Raw genomic sequence first — 18,242 nt, 5'->3', positions numbered from 1 at the left:
ACATTTTGTGGTCTATCAATGGATATTGAAAATGCTTATGAAGCAGATTTAAATTGATTGTTAACTAAGTAATTATGAATATCCAGCTTCTTATTATTTTTAAGGTCACTGATGTTAAAACTGTTTTTCACAAAACTTCGTAATCAAGCTAAAAAAAGTAAAGTGTTAACGAGTGTGTATCGTCGTTATTTTATGACCTTTCCTGTTGATGCTGACTATACTGAAGTGGCTAAAGTGCAAGGGAAGCTACTTTCAAAGTTAAAAGTACGTTCAAATTTAGTGTCTTTTTCTATCTTAGTGCCTGTCTATAAACCTGATCTTGAATTATTTAAAGGGATGGTTTCTTCTGTATTAACGCAAACTTACTCACATTGGCAGTTGATTCTGGTTGATGATGCATCTGAGGATCAGGCTCTGTCTGTTTATTTGTCTGGGTTAGCGGCGCTAGATACGAGAGTAACTGTAGTTAGGAGTAAAGATAATGTTCATATTTCTGCTGCATCAAACCTTGGATTAGCGGTTGCTAATGGTAACTATATTGTCTTGTTGGATCATGATGATCTATTGCATAAAGAAGCATTGAAAACCGTTGCTCATTATATTGAAAAGAACCCTGATGCGACTATTTTATATAGTGATGAAGATAAGCTTACTGCGAAAGGTGAACGTGCCGCGCCACACTTTAAACCTCAATGGAACAGAGATTTACTTTATTCGATGAATTATATCTCTCATTTAGGGGTTTATAAAAAGTCGACGGTTGATACTATTGGTGGTTTTAAGTTAGGGGTTGAAGGTAGTCAAGATTACGATTTGTTGTTGCGTTGTGTTGAGCAATGTAGTGATGCTCAAATTATCCATATACCTTATGTGTTATACCATTGGCGTGCAATAAGAGGCTCTACTGCTTTAGCTGAATCTGAGAAAGGTTATTCTTTGGAAGCGGGCTTAGCAGCGTTACAGGAGCATTTGGTTGATTGTAAGGTTGAGCTTGGTAAGTTACCTAATACTTATAAAGTAAATTGGCCTGTTCCTGAATCTGCTCCTCTAGTTTCTATTATTATTCCTACCAAAAATGCTAAGCAGCTCGTTAAGCAGTGTATTGATTCAATTTATAAGAAAACCAGTTATTCACATTTTGAGATTTTGCTGGTGGATAATCAATCTGATGAATCTGATGCTATTGATTATTTTAAGCAGCTTGAAGCAGCAGGAAAAGTTAGGGTGATCACCTATGATGCGCCTTTTAACTATTCAGCAATTAACAATTATGCGGTAACACAAGCAAAGGGTGATTTTTTGGTGTTCATGAATAATGACATTGAGATTTTGTCTGAGTCTTGGCTAACGGATATGGTTGCTAATGTCAGTCGACCTGATATTGGTTGTGTAGGCGCTAAGTTATATTACCCTAATGGGAGAATACAACATGCTGGCGTTATTACCGGGTTAGGTGGCGTAGCAGGGCATTCTCATAAGCATTTTTATAAAGAAGATTCTGGGTATTTTAAGCGTTTACAAGTGACGCAAAATTTATCAGCTGTGACAGCTGCCTGTTTAGCGGTACGCAAAGCCGTATTTGAACAAGTCGGTGGCTTAAATGAGCAGGATTTAACCATTGCTTTTAATGATGTAGATTTTTGCTTAAAAGTACAAAAAGCTGGTTACAGAAATCTATGGTCGCCCCATATTGAAATGGTTCATCATGAGTCGATTAGCCGTGGTGCTGAAGATACACCTGAGAAAAAAGCTCGCTTTGCTAGTGAGGTTCACTATATGCAAAAGACATGGGGAAAACAGTTATTAAATGACCCGTGTTATAGTGAATGGCTAACTTTAGATAGAGAAGATTTCAGTTTAAGATGAGTATTAAAATTTTCCAAATTGGTTTTAATAAGTGTGGCACATTAAGTATCCATGACTTTTTAGTAGAAAATGGTATTCGCTCTGTGCACTATCTAAAGGGCGAGTTAGCTAATATTATTTTTGAGAACCATGAAAATGGATGTGACTTATTAACGGGATTAGATGAGTACGATGCTTTTTCTGATATGGAGTCATTAACTGCCGATGGTTTTCAATATGTTGCTAATGATCTGTTCAAAGCATTACATCGCTCTTATCCTGATGCTATTTTTATTTTAAATACTCGCCCTGTTGATGTTTGGATAAACAGTCGATTAATGCACGGCGGAGGGAGTTATTTAGATCGCTATCGTTGTATTTTAGATAAACCTAAAGCAGATATTATTGAAGTTTGGCGTAAGCAATACCAGGAACATGTCGCTAATGTGCTGAGTTATTTTTCAGAGCATCCTGATGCACATTTTATTCATTTAGATTTAGCAACTTCTCAGCCTGATGAGTTAGGCCTTTTTTTACAAAAGTCGGGTGTTCCATTAACTAAGTTAAGCCTACCCCATGTACATAAATCGCCGAGTAAAAAATTACCTAAAACAAAGGAGCATTTAAGTCACATACTAGATGCTGCCTGGTATTTTAAAAATGATGAGAGTAGTGTCTGCGAATCTTTGTTATTAGCGGCGTTAAAAATTGATCCTACTAATGTTTATGCTAAATCAGAGTTAAATAAGAAGACTTCTATAGTGAAATATTGGACTAGAAAAATTAAATTTATTTTTGGTGATAATCAATCATGTTAAGAAAAATTGTAGATAAAATACAGAGCAGTGTACAAGGGATTAGTACGCCTAAGGTGTTTAGTGATTATCAAACCAAGGGGTATATTGATTCAGACAAAATATCATTGGAAAGTGTGAAAGAAAATTTAGTCTGGTTTAGACGCTGTTCTGACTTAACCACTGAGCAAGCAGAGTATCTGCAAGCTTTAGTACAGGCTATTGAGTCTAATTACCCTGTACAAGCTTATCAATTGTTTACTTTATATCGTTATTTTCAGCCTTCTACATCTATTGATTTTATTGACCTATCTGCATTAGAAGAATCGGTGTTAGCTAGTGTTAAAATTGGTGTGGCGGTTATTACTTATAATCGTCTCAAACGGCTGCAAGGTAATATTAAGAATATTCACGCTTTTTCTAATAAAAACACTTTAGTAGTGGTTGCTGATGATGGTAGCCAAGACGGCACTAAAGATTGGTGTGATGAAAATTCAGTTGCTTGTATTAGTCATGATAACGCAGGGGTTGTCGCTAATAAAAATCGTGCCTTGTATTACCTACATGAAATTGAACAGTGTGATGTGAGTATTTTACTGGAAGATGATTGTAGACCCATTGAGCAATATTGGGATGCTAAGTGGGCGTTAACAGCCTTGGCTTGGGGACATGTTAATTTTGCTCATAAACGGGTTATTGATACGTCTAAATTGATTAAAGGGCGGGGGGAAATCTATTCTCCTTTTATCTCTAAGGCGGTTACTGGGCAGTGTACTGCGACGAGCTTAGAAGCTTTTAAAAAGGTAGGGTATTTAAATCCTATTTTTCAAGGTTATGGGTGTGGCCATGTAGAGTGGACTCAACGCTTTATTGCTCAAGGATTTAATGGTTTAACACATAACGATGCTAGTTTTCCTTGTATCAATATTGGTTTACTTTCAGAAGATGCACCTACACATAAAAGTGAAGATGATATCCAGCGTAATCAGGCGCTTAAAAAATCTTTAAAATCTAAGCAAGGTTATATCTATCCATGGCAAACTGAGCAAGATAAAGCGCCTTTTATTGATGCTATTAATAGTGTTTTTAAGGGGAAAAAGCTTAATCGATTTTCAATATCACAAGCACGAGACTTTAGCGATGTAGAGTTAAATAAAAATTTTTTCTTCATTCATATTCCTAAAACGGCAGGCACTAGTTTTAGAAAAGCATTGGAAGACAAGTTTACTGTACTTGGTGATTATGGTGAAAATACTAAGCATACGGCATCACTGATAAAACAGGTGATTTATCAAGAGAAGTCGCCTTTAGCATTGAAAAAGCAAATGAAGTCGATACAGAATACTTGGATATCAGGGCATGTTGGCTCTATAAAGTATTCGGATTTAGTCTCTGTTCGTCATATTGTTACTTTTGTTCGAGAGCCTGTTGAGCAGGTCATTTCACATTTTAATCACGCAGTTACACATCATGGTTTTAAAGGAACCATAGAACAATTTTTAAAACGTCCATCTGCTTCTAACTTTCAGCGTAATAATTTAAAACCAATACCGATTAGCTTGATTGGTTATGTCGGTTTAACAGATCGTTATGATGAGAGTCTTGCTTTGATCAATGGTTATTATTGCATTGATCTTGATATTAAAAGCGTTAACGTTAATCGCAAAAAAACGATTAAGAAAGAGGGCATATCAGCCTCTTTGAAAAAGCAGATTATTGAGCAGAATAAACAAGATATTGAGTGTGTGAAAGAGGTTAATTTTCTACATAAACAACGTATTGCTTTAACTCAAGAAAATAAACAGTGGGTGTATAGTCACTTTAAGGTTAACCCTAATAATGTGTTAATCGGCTGTGCTTATTATAGTCACTCTGAAAAACCTGTTGAGATCGAAGTTATGCTTAATGGTGAAGTGATTGAAACTATTGTTGCTGATAGGTTTTATGATGCCTTTGCTAAAGTAAACTTCCCGCGGGAACGTTATATAGGTATACGTCGTTCTCTAGCTAAGCATTGTAAAAAAGGCGATAAGGTTGAGGTGTTTGCCAAGGAAACTGGTCAGCAATTGACCTTTAAGCCTTTGGTGATTAAAAAGTAGCTTCTTTATTATCTGGCTTTATTTTCACAATCTATTTTAACCGTCTATTTTAACAATCAGCCTTACCTTTATGGGGCTGGTTGTTGACCTCCTTTGTTTAACTTCTCATTTTATTACCTCTTTTTTTGTCTTTATGTTGTCTTCGACCATACTTTTTAGCTGGACTAGCTAAGTGAGGAAGGGATATGCAGATACGTCATCATGGTGCGGTAAATAGTGTAACGGGGTCTTGTCATCAGTTGATGATTGACGAACGTAATAGTGTGTTGGTGGATTGTGGTTTGTTCCAAGGTGCTGAAACCTCCGGGCGAGGTGACGATGACCTTTTATCTATTGAGTTTGATATTAGTACGGTGCAAGCTTTGTTGGTGACGCATTGCCATATTGACCATGTTGGACGTTTGCCTTATTTGCTAGCGGCTGGTTTTAGTGGGCCTATTGTTGCCACGGAAGCGACGGCTGCGTTGTTGCCTATGGTGATTGAAGATGCATTGAAAGTAGGTGTGACGCGTAATCAATCGATCATTAAGGCTTGTTTGTCGCGTTTGCAAGCTCAGTTGGTTGCAGTGCCTTATAAACAGTGGTTTGTGTTGGGGTTGCAAGGGGATTCTCGGGCTAAAGTAAAGTTTCAACCTGCGGGGCATATTCTTGGCTCTGCTTATATCGAAGTGGATGTTAAACCTGTCGCTGAAGTATCTAGTCGTGTTGTTTTTTCTGGAGATTTAGGGGCAACTTATTCGCCTTTGTTAGCGTCTCCTAGAAGTCCTTATAAAGCGGATCTTGTGGTGATTGAAAGTACTTATGGTGATAAAAATCATCAAGGGCGTCGAGATCGTGCTAAGAGTTTAGAGAAGGTGTTAATTAAGGCGATTAGTGATAATGGAGTGGTGATTATTCCTGCTTTTAGTATTGGTCGTACTCAAGAGTTGCTTTATGAATTAGAGCAGATTACGGCTAGGGCTAAGTTTAAGAAGCTAGCGGATATTGAGGTGATCGTGGATTCGCCGATGGCAGCTAGGTTCACTGAGCATTATAAAGCTTTTCAAACGTTGTGGGATGCAGAAGCGAAAAGACGAGTGAAGCAGGGAAGGCAACCGCTTAATTTTGATGCTTTGTATACGGTGGATTCGCACCAAGAGCATATGCAAGTGGTTGAGTATTTGGCAAATCGTAATAAACCAGCAATAGTGATTGCGGCTAGTGGTATGTGTAGCGGTGGCAGGGTGGTAAATTATTTGAAACGCTTTATTGGTGAGCCAACCGCCGATGTGTTGTTTGTAGGGTATCAAGCACAAGGAACGTTAGGGCGTCAGATTCAGCAATACGGACCAAGAGGTGGTTATGCGTTTATTGATGGCGATAAGCGAGATATAAAAGCAGGCGTGCATACGATATCAGGCTATTCAGCACACGCAGATCAATCTAACCTTGTTAATTTCATTAAACGTATACGTAAAGGCCCTGCAAAAGTAGTAATAGTGCATGGTGATGATGAAGCAAAGCAGGCATTGAAAGCCAAGTTGCATGAGTTAGATGATGAGATGGTTGTGGTTATTCCGTGATGGGGGGGGCTATGCATCTTTCGGGGCGCTGACTTTAGTCTGCAGTGTTTTGTGTGTGTTGGTTTTGACCCTGGAGTGGTGACTTTAGTCTGCAGTGTTTTGTGTGTGTTGGTTTTGACCCTGGGGCGCTGACTTTAGTCTGCAGTGTTTTATTTTGTGTGTTGATCTTGGTTTATTGTTTTATAGGAAAGCGATATAGAAACTTTAACCATTAACACAAAAGATCTGCAAGCTAAAGCATGCGCCCCGAAATCAAGTTTTGCTTGATAGCTGCCGCTTCTCATTTGTGTTTGTTTTTTAATTCAACGAAACAATTGTAGCTTTATTATTTATGTTATCTATAAAAGTGACTAAACATGTATTGACCCTGGGGCGCTGATTTTAGTCTGCAGTGTTTTATTTTGTGTGTTGATCTTGGTTTATTGTTTTATAGGAAAGCGATATAGAAACTTTAACCATTAACACAAAAAGATCTGCAGGCTGAAGCCAGCGCCCCGAAATCAAGCTTTGCTTGATAGCTGCCGCTTCTCATTTGTGTTTATTTCTTAATTCAACGAAACAATTGTAGCTTTATTATTTATGTTATCTATAAAAGTGACTAAACATGTATTGACCCTGGGGCGCTGGCTTTAGCCTGCAGTGTTTTGATTTTAATGTTTTATGTTGTGAAATGCATGTTGGTTGGCTTTGCTCATTGTGCTTAATCGTTGTATGCGATGACTCGCATATGGCAGGCTAAAGCCACCGGCCCGGATATCAGACTTCGTACGATAGCTATAGCTACTTTCCTGTGTTTTTTGTGGTTATTGCGGGACATCTTTTGAGGACTATCGATATCAATGAAAACTACGACACATCTTTTCGGGGCGCTGACTTTAGTCTGCAGTGTTTTATTTTGCGTGTGTTGAATTTGGGGTTATTGCTTTGTAATTGAAAAGATAGAAAAAACCTAAAAACCAACACAAAAAGATCTGCAGGCTAAAGCCAGCGCCCCGAAATCAAGCTTTGCTTGATAGCTGCCGCTTCTCATTTGTGTTTGTTTTTTAATTCAACGAAACAATTGTAGCTTTATTATTTATGTTATCTATAAAAGTGACTAAACATGTATTGACCCTGGGGCGCTGGCTTTAGCCTGCTTGTTTTGACTTTAATGTTTTATGTTGTGAAATGCATGTTGGTTCGCTTTGCTCATTGTGCTTAATCGTTGTATGCGATGACTCGCATACTGGCAGGCTAAAGCCAGCGGCCCGGATATCAGACTTCGTATGATAGCTATCGCTTCTCATTTGTGTTTATTTCTTAATTCAACGAAACAATTGTAGTTTTATTATTTATGTTATCTATAAAAGTGACTAAACATGTATTGACCCTGGGGCGCTGGCTTTAGCCTGCTTGTTTTGATTTTAATGTTTTATGTTGTGAAATGCATGTTGGTTCGCTTTGCTCATTGTGCTTAATCGTTGTATGCGATGACTCGCATACTGGCAGGCTAAAGCCAGCGCCGCTAATATCAGACATCGTCTAATAGCTGTCGCTGCTTGCTTGTGTTTATTTGTGGGTATTACGAAGTGTTTTTACTAATAGTTTAGTTGTTTTCAAGTGTGGTTGTGTGAAAAGCATGGTGTTGTATTTGACGCCATGCTTTCTGATTGTTGCTGGTGGTTAGTAGCCGGCTCGGCGCATTTCGCGTAGGGCGATTTTTTGGCTGCTGTCTAGAGCTTGTTCTACGCTGATTTTGCCTTGTAGTGCTTCGGTGATTTTTTGTCCGGCGAAACCTGCTATCGATACAAACTCAGGGATAGGTACAAATTGTACGCTTGAGTATGGTGATGGGTAGAGGGTGTTGTTGTTCGGGTCGATGCCGTTTAATGCGGCTAACTCGGCTTTAGCAAAATCGCCAACGGCGTTAATGTAACTTGAGTTCTTGTAGGTTGAAGAACGGGTGCCAGTTGGGATGTTTGCCCAGCCATTTTTATCTGCAACTTTCTTAATATATTCTTTAGAAGTTGCCCAGCTAATAAACTTCTTCGCGGCATCAACGTTGTTAGAGGCTTTAGGGATTGCTAATGACCAAGACCATAACCAGCTAGCTCCACGAGTAGTCACTTGGTATGGCGCTTCGGTATAAGACCATAACTCAGAGTATTTACTTTGTTTTTCGTCCATTAAAAAAGAGGCTGCAATTGATGCATCTACCCACATGGCACATTTACCATCGCGAGATAATGAGAGTATTTCAGTAAAGCTATTTTGATCTGGATTCGGTGGCCCGTAGTTGTTAAGTAAATCAACATAGAAGCTCACTGCTCTGTTCCACGCTGGGCTGTTAATTTCTGGTTGCCAATCCATGTCAAACCAACGTCCACCAAAACTATTAGCGATGGTCGAGACTAAGGCCATATTATCGCCCCATCCTGGTTTACCTCGTAAACAGATTCCATACATGTCGTTATCTGGATCGTGTACGGCTTTGGCTGCTTTTTCAATGTCAGTCCAATTTGGTCTGCTTTTAAATTCAATATTCGCTTTTTTCAGAATGTCTTTACGGTACATCAACATTGAGCTTTCGCCGTAGAACGGGGCTGCGTAAAGTTCGCCTTGATAAGATAGGCCAGATTTGATTGCAGGTAGTAGATCGTTCTCATCGTAACTTGCTTCTGGTTTTAGCGGAATTAACCAGTTACGTTGTGCCCAAATGGGTGCTTCGTATAGACCGATAGTTACTACATCATAATGGCCGCCAGCCGACGCGATATCGGCAATGGCACGCATGCGTAAACTACCTTCATTGTAGATATGCCATTTTAGTTTGATGTCTGGGTTATTTTTTTCAAACTCTGGAGTGAGGGCTTTCATCTCCATCATATGGGCGTTATTTACCGTAGCGATATTTAGGTCGACTGATAATACATTGGCACTGAACCCCATGGCTAAAAGGCTAAGTATAAAGGTAGAGGTTTTTTTCATTATGTTTCCATCCTGGAAGTGTTATGCACAAACTAAGGTGGATAGTTTGTTCAATTAACAAAATAATAGCACTGCTATTGTAAATTCAAAGCTTAAAAATAGCGCAACGTGTGTTTATTCACAGCTTCTTATTCAGAGTTTTAGTATAATACCCACGATTACATATACTAATCAATTGGTTATAGTTTTGTGATGTTTGAATTTACAAAATGTAAAAAATGTAGTCCAATAGTATCATTAAAAAGTGTCTATAATGGAAATGGATACTACTAGCAGGTGAAACGGATTTATGAAAATTTTTAATATTAACCTCTCCACTAAAATCATTTTAAGCTTTACATTAATTGGTGTGCTTTTTATTGGTATGGTGTTGTTTAGCTTTATTAATGGTAAGCAAGTTATCGCAGGTTTAACCCTGATTAACAACGAATCTGCTCCTGTTATTAATTACTCCTCAAAGACCAATGAGTTAGTGAATGCGACTGAACCATTGATCCTCAAGTTACTATCTAGCCATACGCCAAATGAATATAAAGAAACGGCTAGTCAGCTAAGTGCAAATAATCAGTTGATTGCAACAACGCTTAAAGAGTTTGGTGAGCTGCAATTAAGCAGTGAATTTTCTGGCATTGTTGACGATGCCTTGTCGCAACTTAATAGCAATATGCAAACCGTTAATACGCAATCTACTTTACTCATTGATAAACAAGCCAAAGTAGTTGATGCCATTGAAAAGGCTCATGATATAACGATGACGCTTGATGCATTGTTAGAGAAAATCGCTCCCCTTTTATCAGATACGTTAATTGAGCTTGAAGATGAAGCGACGATTTCTATTGTGAATGAAGTTAATGGGTCGGTGATTGCTGGGATCTTGATTATTGAAAAAACTGCCAATGCGACCTCATTAGAAGATTTAACGGTTAGCCGAGGACAGTTTGTCGGCTGGCAGAATCAACATTCAACGCTACTACCTTCTCTGATTTTTGCGTCAAATGATGCTTTTTATCAAAGCTTTGTTCGCCAATTATCTGAGTTAACGCTGTCTTTATTGGATGCCATTGAAGGTGATACTGGGTTGTTAGCTATTCAAGAGCAACGACTTGCTTTGATAAAACAGCAGCAAGCAGATTTTGCGACGTTACAGGCAGAAACAAATAATGCCAGTATATTAACGGGCTTATTGTTAGATAAGTCTTTTGCTCAAAACCGTAAGTTAGCGAGTGAGATTAACAGCAGTACGGAAAGCCAAAACAACTTAAGTATTATTGTGGGGATTTCCATTTTAATCGGTATTGTTTTGTTATCTATTGCGATGACACGTTTGATTCGCCAATCAATTAAACAGTTCATGGGCGAACTTGATGCGTTATCACAAGGTGTATTACGCAATATCCCTCCGTCTAAATCTAATGATGAATTTGGACAGCTTAATAATTATTTGAGTAAGGTGATTAATAACTTAAAACAAACTGTGTTGAATATTGAAGATTCTTCTAAACAAGTGGAAGCCTCTGTTGATTCTGTTGTTGATAGTTCAACGGGCACTTTAGAAATTGTTAATCAGCAAAAAGATGAATTAAACATGGTCGCGACGGCGCTGGTAGAGATGAGTTCAACTGCCAATGAAGTAGCTCAGCATACTGAGAAAACGCACGAAGCGGTTATTAATGCGGTTGAGTTATCTAAGAGTGGTCGTCAACGTGTATTAGATAACCATAAGAGTATTGAGCAAGTTGCTTCGCAAACTAAAGTGACGTTATCTGCGATTAATGATTTGCACAATGGCGTAAAAAGCATTGAAGATATTGTTGATACTATTACTGAAATTGCCGATCAAACTAACTTGTTAGCTTTGAATGCAGCAATTGAAGCTGCGCGTGCCGGAGAGCAGGGTAGAGGTTTCTCTGTCGTGGCGGATGAGGTGCGTACGTTAGCAACACGTACTCAGGTGTCGACTTTAGAGATTCAACAAAAAATATCAGCAATGACTTTAGATTCTAAGTTAACCGTTGAAGCGACTACTAAGAGTGAAGGACTGGTTAATGAGAGTCTTAAGCAAGCTAAATTAGCTGATGAAATTATTGCTAGCTTTGAAAGTAAAATGTCTGAAGTACAGGATTTGAGTTATTTAATCTCTACTGCAACTGAAGAGCAAGCAGTGACTGTCGCCGAGTTAGATAAAAATATTAATAAGATTGCAATGTTAGCGAATGAGACGAACAGTAAAGCGGAATCTGCGAAACATGAGGCTATTTCGCAAATTACTATTGCTAAAAAACTGCAAGAGAATGTCTCTAAATTCGTGTTTGAACGTTAGACTTGTTGGTTAGCGTGGTGCGCTGGTTTAGTGCATGCTTTTAATATGATTGTTGTGTTTTGCTTATCGTTATCTTGCCCCTGTTTGTTAATAACGATAAGCTAACCATCCACTTTATAACAAAGTTTTATGCCAACCTATGATTAAATTACACAACCTCACTAAGTATTATCCTTCCGATTTAGGCCCTCAATATATTTTTAAGAATATTAATTTTACTATTCCTGATGGTCACAATATTGGGATCTTAGGGTCGAATGGTGCGGGTAAGTCAACTCTGTTCCGCATTCTAGCGGGGAGTGAGTATCCTAATAAAGGCAAGGTGGTAACTGATAAGGCTATTTCATGGCCGGTGGCGTTAGCATCTGGTATTCATCCTCAAATGACAGGACGTGAAAATACTCGTTTTATTGGCCGTGTAAATGGTGTTGAGAATTTAGATGAATATGAAGAGAAGGTAAAACAGTTCGCTGAGTTAGGTATTAAATACGATTTACCTGTGAAAAGTTATTCAAGCGGTATGCGTTCTCGTTTAGCTTTTGGTTGTTGTATTGCCATTGACTTTGAAGTGTATCTTATCGATGAAGCTACTTCTGTAGGCGATCAAAAATTCCGTAAAAAAGCCCGCCAAGCGTTGTTAGATAAACGTAAAACCGCCAATGTGATTATGGTTAGCCACGATCTCAAAGAGATAGAAGAGTTCTGCGATAGCGCCATTATTTTACATCAAGGCGAACTGGTTTTTTATGATAATCTGCAAGAAGCTATTACAGTATACGAGGGGTTGTAAAGCTTTGGTTTTATCGTGATTAATGAAAGCTACGACACATCTTTTAAGGGGCGCTGGGCGAGTTAGGTGACAGCCTAGTATTATGAGCGGAAGAGCTCTGCGATTCCTTTTTTTAGCCTGCAGTGTTTTGGTTTTATCGTTATTAATGAAAGCCAGCGCCCCTAATATCAAGCTTCGCTTGATAGTTATCGCTACTTTTTTCGTTTATCCAACACATAAAGATCTGCAAGCTGAAGCATGCGCCCCTAATATCAGACTTTGTCTGATAGCTGCCGCTTCTCATTTGTGTTTTTTGTAGATATGACAAAATATATTTTGGCTTTGTTATTAACTCTATGAAAACTACGATACATCTTTTCGGGGCGCTGGCTTTAGCCTGCAGTGTTTTGTGTGTTGAATTTTAGCGTTTTGAATTGTGCATTAGTTCGCTTCGCTCAACGTGGCTAATAGTTGTATGCGATAACTCGCATACTGGCAGGCTAAAGCATGCGCCCCTAATATCAGGCTTCGCTTGATAGATAAACGCTACTAATTAGCGTTTATCTATGAATCATACGCAACACCTTCTGGCTTTTTATCGACATCAATGAAAGCTACGACACATCTTTTAAGGGGCGCTGGCTTCAGCCTGCGGTGTTTGTGTGTTGATTTGGTTTATTGGTTTGTAAGAAACCGGTATAGAAACTTTAATCATTAACACAAAAGATCTGCAAGCTGAAGCATGCGCCCCTCATATCAAGCTTCGTCTAATCGCTGTCGCTTCTCATTTGTGTTTGTTTCTTAATTTAACGAAACAATTGTAGTTTTATTATTTATATTATCTATAAAAGTTACGAAGCATGTTTTGACCTTGGGGCGCTGGCTTCAGCCTGCTTCTTTTGGTTTTATATGTAGGTGTTAATTGATTTCTCTAATTGGCATTAGAATGATGATAAATAGCGGTCCTTTTGTCTTGTTTTTATTGTGCTTCTACTTCAATATACTGGCACGAAATTTCATTCATAAAGGAAGTATCCCATGACAACTAAAACAATTATTAATACTGAAAAAGCGCCTGCAGCAATTGGTCCTTATTCACAAGCTAATCAATTAGGTAATTTAGTCTTCACTTCTGGTCAAATCCCATTAGATCCTGTTTCAATGGAAGTGGTTGCTGGTGGTGTTGCTGAGCAAGCTGAGCAAGTAATGCAAAACTTAATGGCTGTATTGGAAGAAGCTGGTGCTTCTGCAAGTACTGTTGTTAAAACGACTTGTTTCATTAAAGATATGAATGACTTTGTTGCATTTAATGAAGTGTACGCTAAATACTTTGCTGAATTAGCGCCTGCTCGTTCATGTGTTGAAGTAGCACGTTTACCAAAAGATGTATTAGTTGAAGTTGAAGCTGTTGCTTACACGGCTTAAAGGCTAATTATGTCTGATTCTCAGGTGATTAAATTTTCTTTGTTGGTAACGGGTAATCCGGCGAGCGATCAAAGTGCATCGACGGCGTTACAGTTTTGCGAGGCGGCTTTGGCTGCCGGACATCACATCTCAGGTGTGTTTTTCTATCTTGATGGTGTGTTAACAGCAAGTCATTTAATTAGTCCTGCCAGCGATGAGGTGAATTTACCTGATCGCTGGGCTGCTTTAGCAATTCAACATCACTTTCCTTTAGAGGTTTGTGTCTCTGCGTCTTTACGTCGTGGTATCGTTAATGAAATAGAAGCGAAGCATTTAGATTTACAGCATTACAACCTTAAAACACCGTTTGTATTGAGTGGATTAGGGCAGTTGGCCGAATTATCTGCTCGTTGTGACCGATTAATACAGTTTTAAGGGGAGTTTCATGGAAAAGAAAATTGGTATTGTTAATCGACAAGCACCACATGGCCGCAGCGATGCCCGTGAAGCGTTGGATTTAACCTTAGCATTATCGGCCTATAATGAGTCGCTTAGTGTTTTTTTTATAGGTGATGGGGTTTATCAGTTATTAAAAAAGCATCAAGCAGACAGTATTTTACAAAAAGATTTTCAGCCTATGTTGAAGATGTTTGACCTATACGATATTGAACAGGTTTATGTTTGTGCTAGTTCGCTTGCTCTACGTAATATTTCAGTAGAACAATTGGTTATTAAAACTGAGTTGCTAAGTACTGATGAGATTAAGCAGCATCTCGCTGAACAAGATCAATTAATGAGTTTTTAAATGATATTACATACGGTTAGTCGTTCACCCTTCAGTTCTTTTGCATTATCTGACTGTGTTAAGCAGTTAGGAGATGATGACCTTGTGTTGCTGCTTAACGATGCGGTGATTGCGAGTGCTGCCAATACAGATATACAGGGTGAATTGTTACAACTGCATGAAAGTAAACGTTTATTTTTGTTAAAGCCTGATGTCGATGCGCGTGCTATTGAAGCAAAATGCGGTAAACTAATCGATTACAGTGAATTTGTTGCATTAACGGTGCAATGTAAAAGCCAATTAAGTTGGTCTTGAATTTACCTAAAACCTTAGTTATCTTGTTGATTTACTAATGCTTTATTCGCTAATTATAGATTTTTTCTTTTATACCTTCTTATTTTTTTATTGTGTGAGCAAAAACACAATTGCCTAATTATTGACTCGCCATTCTATTCAGCGTAAACTCTTGCGACCCTAATTTATAGGGCTTGATTTTTCACACACACTTAGGAGCTATTTAACAATGGCAACAATTTCACAATTGGTACGCAAACCGCGTAAGGACAAAGTTCAAAAAACTAACGTTCCTGCGCTAGAAGCGTGTCCACAAAAACGTGGTGTATGTACTCGTGTATATACTACTACACCAAAAAAACCTAACTCGGCAATGCGTAAAGTTGCTCGTGTACGTCTAACTAACGGTTTCGAAGTAACTTCGTACATCGGTGGTGAAGGCCATAACTTGCAAGAGCATAGTGTAATCTTGATCCGCGGCGGTCGTGTAAAAGATTTACCGGGTGTTCGTTACCATACAATTCGTGGTGCACTTGATACTTCAGGTGTTGCAGCACGTCGTAACGGTCGTTCTAAATACGGTGCTAAAAAGCCTAAATCTTAATACTTTCCGTAAGTAAGGCCAAACAAACACTATTTAATTTTAATATGTTTTGGGTAAAATCCTGAAGCGCACGGAGATAATAAGATGCCAAGAAGACGCGTCGTAGCTACTCGTAAAGTACTACCAGATCCTAAGTTTGGATCAGAAATCCTAACAAAATTCGTTAACGTAGTAATGGTTGACGGAAAAAAATCTATTTCAGAAAAAATCGTTTACGGTGCATTGGAAACTGCAGCTGAAAAAAGCAGCAAAGATCCAATGGAACTTTTTGAAGTAGCTCTAGAAAACATCCGCCCAAGCGTAGAGGTTAAATCTCGTCGTGTTGGTGGTTCAACATACCAAGTTCCTGTAGAAGTTCGTCCTTCTCGTCGTAATGCTCTTGCAATGCGTTGGTTAGTTGAAGCTTCTCGTAAGCGTGGTGAAAAATCAATGGCATTACGTCTAGCTGGTGAGCTAGTAGATGCAGCAGATAACAAAGGTTCTGCGGTTAAGAAACGTGAAGACGTTCACCGTATGGCTGATGCAAACAAAGCGTTTGCTCACTACCGTTGGTAGAAAGTATTTAGCACAGGCTTTAGCCTGTGCTTTTTCGTTTCTATTTGCACAAAGCTTTATTTAAAAAGGACATTGCATTGTCACGTACTACTCCAATTGAGCGTTACCGTAATATCGGTATTGTAGCTCATGTTGATGCAGGTAAAACTACTACTACAGAGCGTGTATTGTTCTACACTGGCGTATCTCACCGTATTGGTGAAGTTCACGACGGTGCAGCAACAATGGACTGGATGGAGCAAGAGCAGGAGCGTGGTATCACTATCACATCTGCTGCCACTACTACTTTCTGGCAGGGCATGCAAAACCAGTATGAACAGCACCGCATTAATATCATCGATACACCTGGGCATGTTGACTTCACTATTGAAGTTGAACGTTCTTTACGTGTGTTAGATGGCGCTGTAGTTGTATTCTGTGGCACATCAGGTGTAGAACCACAATCAGAGACTGTTTGGCGTCAAGCTAATAAATACCACGTTCCACGTGTTGTATTTGTTAACAAGATGGACAGAACAGGGGCTGACTTTGAGGCTGTGCTTGAGCAAATTCGTAATCGCCTTGGCGCTACTTGTGTACCTATTCATTTGAATATTGGTGCAGAAGAAGAGTTCGAAGGGGTTATTGACCTCATTAAAATGAAAGCAATTAATTGGAACGATGCAGATCAAGGGATGACATTTGAATATAATGATATCCCTGCTGATCTACTAGAGCACGCGCAAGCTTTGCACGAAGAGCTAGTAGATACAGCTGCAGAAGCAAATGATGAACTGATGGAAAAATACCTTGAAGAAGGTGAGCTTTCAGAAGAAGAAATCAAAGCAGGTTTACGTATTCGTACGTTAAATAATGAAATTGTATTAGCGACTTGTGGCAGCGCCTTTAAAAATAAAGGTGTTCAAGCAGTACTTGATGCGGTTGTTGATTATTTACCTTCTCCAGTGGAAGTTGAAGCGATTAAAGCTATCAATGCCCACAATGATAAAGAGATTGAATGTCCTGCTTCTGATGACGCACCATTTGCCGCACTCGCATTTAAAATTGCAACAGACCCATTTGTGGGAACGTTAACGTTTATGCGTGTGTACTCAGGCGTAGTTAAGTCTGGTGACCAAGTTTATAATCCTATTAAAGGCAAGAAAGAGCGTTTAGGGCGTATCGTACAGATGCACGCTAACGAACGTAAGGAAGTCAAAGAGGTTCGCGCTGGTGATATCGCCGCTGCGGTTGGCCTTAAAGACGTCACTACGGGAGACACGCTTTGTGTTGCTGGACAGAATATTATACTTGAGCGTATGGATTTCCCTGAACCGGTGATTCAAATTGCGGTTGAGCCTAAAACTAAGGCTGACCAAGATAAATTAACGCTAGCATTAGATAAACTTTCTGCTGAGGATCCTTCATTCCGTGTTGAAACGAATGAAGAGTCTGGACAAATACTGATCTCTGGTATGGGTGAGCTTCACCTTGATATCATTGTTGACCGTATGCGTCGCGAGTTCTCCGTGAACTGTAACGTGGGTAACCCACAAGTAGCTTACCGTGAAACCATCCGTAAATCGGTTGAAATCGAAGGTAAATTTATTCGTCAAGGCGAAGGACCGAGCCACTATGGCCACGTCCAATTAAAATTAGAACCACTTGATAGTGGTGCTGGTTTTGAATTTGTGAACAAAATGGCTGACAATGTAATTCCTAAAGAATACATTCCAGCAGTGAGCAAAGGCTGTGAAGAACAAATGAACCAAGGTGTACTTGCTGGCTTCCCAATGCTTGACGTTCGAGTAACTTTATTAAATGGTTCTTACCATGAGGTTGACTCTAGCGAAATGGCCTTTAAAATTGCTGCCATGATGGGTTTCAGAGATGGGGCATTAAAAGCTGATGCTACAATCCTTGAGCCTCTGATGAAAGTGGAAGTAACTACTCCAGAAGAATGGATGGGCACTGTAGTCGGGGATCTTAATGGTCGTCGAGGTATTATTGAAGGAATGGACGATGGCCCTGGTGGCGTTAAAATCGTTCATGCTAAGGTACCGCTGTCTGAAATGTTCGGTTATGCTACCGCAGTTCGCTCAGCAACGCAGGGTCGTGCATCTTATTCGATGGAATTTTTAGAATATGCCGATGCGCCTAAAAAAATTGCTAACGCAATTATTGAAGCGAAATAAAAAATAAATTAAACTAACGCCTTTCCATGTGATGGCATGTGGAGAGGTATTTACTGATAAAGAAGGTACAC

The 18,242-nt window shown here is 39.1% G+C and carries 14 protein-coding genes; 13 read left to right on the top strand and 1 reads right to left on the bottom strand.

Annotated features, from left to right (window positions below; translation table 11 throughout):
• The first annotated feature begins 111 nt into the window (after positions 1 to 111).
• The 4 genes from OW492_RS13445 (at position 112) to OW492_RS13430 (ending at position 6,300) form a co-directional block, all read left to right on the top strand.
• On the top strand, positions 112 to 1,866 hold the full coding sequence (locus tag OW492_RS13445; RefSeq protein WP_290040678.1) for a glycosyltransferase family 2 protein: 1,755 nt from the start codon (positions 112 to 114) through the stop codon (positions 1,864 to 1,866).
• The gene (locus OW492_RS13440) at positions 1,863 to 2,663 is read left to right on the top strand and encodes a sulfotransferase (protein ID WP_290040677.1); all 801 of its coding nucleotides are present in this window, start codon (positions 1,863 to 1,865) and stop codon (positions 2,661 to 2,663) included. Before OW492_RS13445 ends, OW492_RS13440 begins: the two co-directional genes overlap by 4 nt.
• Positions 2,657 to 4,738, top strand: coding sequence for a glycosyltransferase (locus OW492_RS13435; protein WP_290040675.1), 2,082 nt, complete (start codon positions 2,657 to 2,659; stop codon positions 4,736 to 4,738). The genes OW492_RS13440 and OW492_RS13435 overlap by 7 nt, the downstream gene beginning before the upstream one ends.
• A 185-nt stretch (positions 4,739 to 4,923) precedes the next feature.
• Positions 4,924 to 6,300: an MBL fold metallo-hydrolase gene (locus OW492_RS13430; RefSeq protein WP_290040673.1), complete on the top strand. Its 1,377-nt coding sequence runs from the start codon at positions 4,924 to 4,926 to the stop codon at positions 6,298 to 6,300.
• Positions 6,301 to 7,962: 1,662 nt separating this feature from the next.
• Here the strand turns inward: OW492_RS13430 and OW492_RS13425 are convergent.
• Positions 7,963 to 9,267: a sugar ABC transporter substrate-binding protein gene (locus OW492_RS13425; protein WP_290040671.1), complete on the bottom strand. Its 1,305-nt coding sequence runs from the start codon at positions 9,265 to 9,267 to the stop codon at positions 7,963 to 7,965.
• Between the two features lie 289 nt (positions 9,268 to 9,556).
• Here OW492_RS13425 and OW492_RS13420 point away from each other — a divergent pair, with 289 nt between their 5' ends.
• The 9 genes from OW492_RS13420 to fusA all read left to right on the top strand — a co-directional run bounded on the left by OW492_RS13420 (position 9,557) and on the right by fusA (position 18,171).
• Positions 9,557 to 11,587 carry a methyl-accepting chemotaxis protein gene (locus OW492_RS13420; RefSeq protein ID WP_290040669.1) on the top strand — a complete coding sequence of 677 codons (2,031 nt, stop codon included), beginning with the start codon at positions 9,557 to 9,559 and terminating at the stop codon, positions 11,585 to 11,587.
• Positions 11,588 to 11,726: 139 nt separating this feature from the next.
• Entirely contained in the window at positions 11,727 to 12,377 is a 651-nt protein-coding gene (locus OW492_RS13415) for an ABC transporter ATP-binding protein (protein WP_290040667.1), read from the top strand.
• 1,017 nt (positions 12,378 to 13,394) lie between these two features.
• Positions 13,395 to 13,781: a RidA family protein gene (locus OW492_RS13410; RefSeq protein WP_290040666.1), complete on the top strand. Its 387-nt coding sequence runs from the start codon at positions 13,395 to 13,397 to the stop codon at positions 13,779 to 13,781.
• 9 nt (positions 13,782 to 13,790) lie between these two features.
• On the top strand, positions 13,791 to 14,195 hold the full coding sequence (gene tusD, locus OW492_RS13405; protein ID WP_290040664.1) for a sulfurtransferase complex subunit TusD: 405 nt from the start codon (positions 13,791 to 13,793) through the stop codon (positions 14,193 to 14,195).
• 10 nt (positions 14,196 to 14,205) lie between these two features.
• A complete protein-coding gene (tusC, locus tag OW492_RS13400) occupies positions 14,206 to 14,565 on the top strand; it encodes a sulfurtransferase complex subunit TusC (protein ID WP_290040662.1) in 360 nt (119 codons plus the stop codon).
• Positions 14,566 to 14,859, top strand: a complete 294-nt coding sequence (gene tusB, locus OW492_RS13395) for a sulfurtransferase complex subunit TusB (protein WP_290040661.1) — start codon at positions 14,566 to 14,568, stop codon at positions 14,857 to 14,859. It begins immediately after the preceding gene.
• Between the two features lie 208 nt (positions 14,860 to 15,067).
• Positions 15,068 to 15,442 carry a 30S ribosomal protein S12 gene (gene rpsL, locus OW492_RS13390; RefSeq protein WP_025565709.1) on the top strand — a complete coding sequence of 125 codons (375 nt, stop codon included), beginning with the start codon at positions 15,068 to 15,070 and terminating at the stop codon, positions 15,440 to 15,442.
• Between the two features lie 84 nt (positions 15,443 to 15,526).
• Positions 15,527 to 15,997: a 30S ribosomal protein S7 gene (gene rpsG, locus OW492_RS13385; protein WP_113820545.1), complete on the top strand. Its 471-nt coding sequence runs from the start codon at positions 15,527 to 15,529 to the stop codon at positions 15,995 to 15,997.
• A 77-nt stretch (positions 15,998 to 16,074) separates the two neighbouring features.
• Entirely contained in the window at positions 16,075 to 18,171 is a 2,097-nt protein-coding gene (fusA, locus tag OW492_RS13380) for an elongation factor G (RefSeq protein WP_290040658.1), read from the top strand.
• Positions 18,172 to 18,242: the final 71 nt, after the last annotated feature.

It is taken from the genome of Psychromonas sp. 14N.309.X.WAT.B.A12 (genome assembly GCF_030397575.1).
Lineage (GTDB): Bacteria > Pseudomonadota > Gammaproteobacteria > Enterobacterales > Psychromonadaceae > Psychromonas.
The sequence above is the reverse complement of the archived record's forward strand: the minus strand, read 5'-3'. Positions and strand labels throughout refer to the sequence as shown.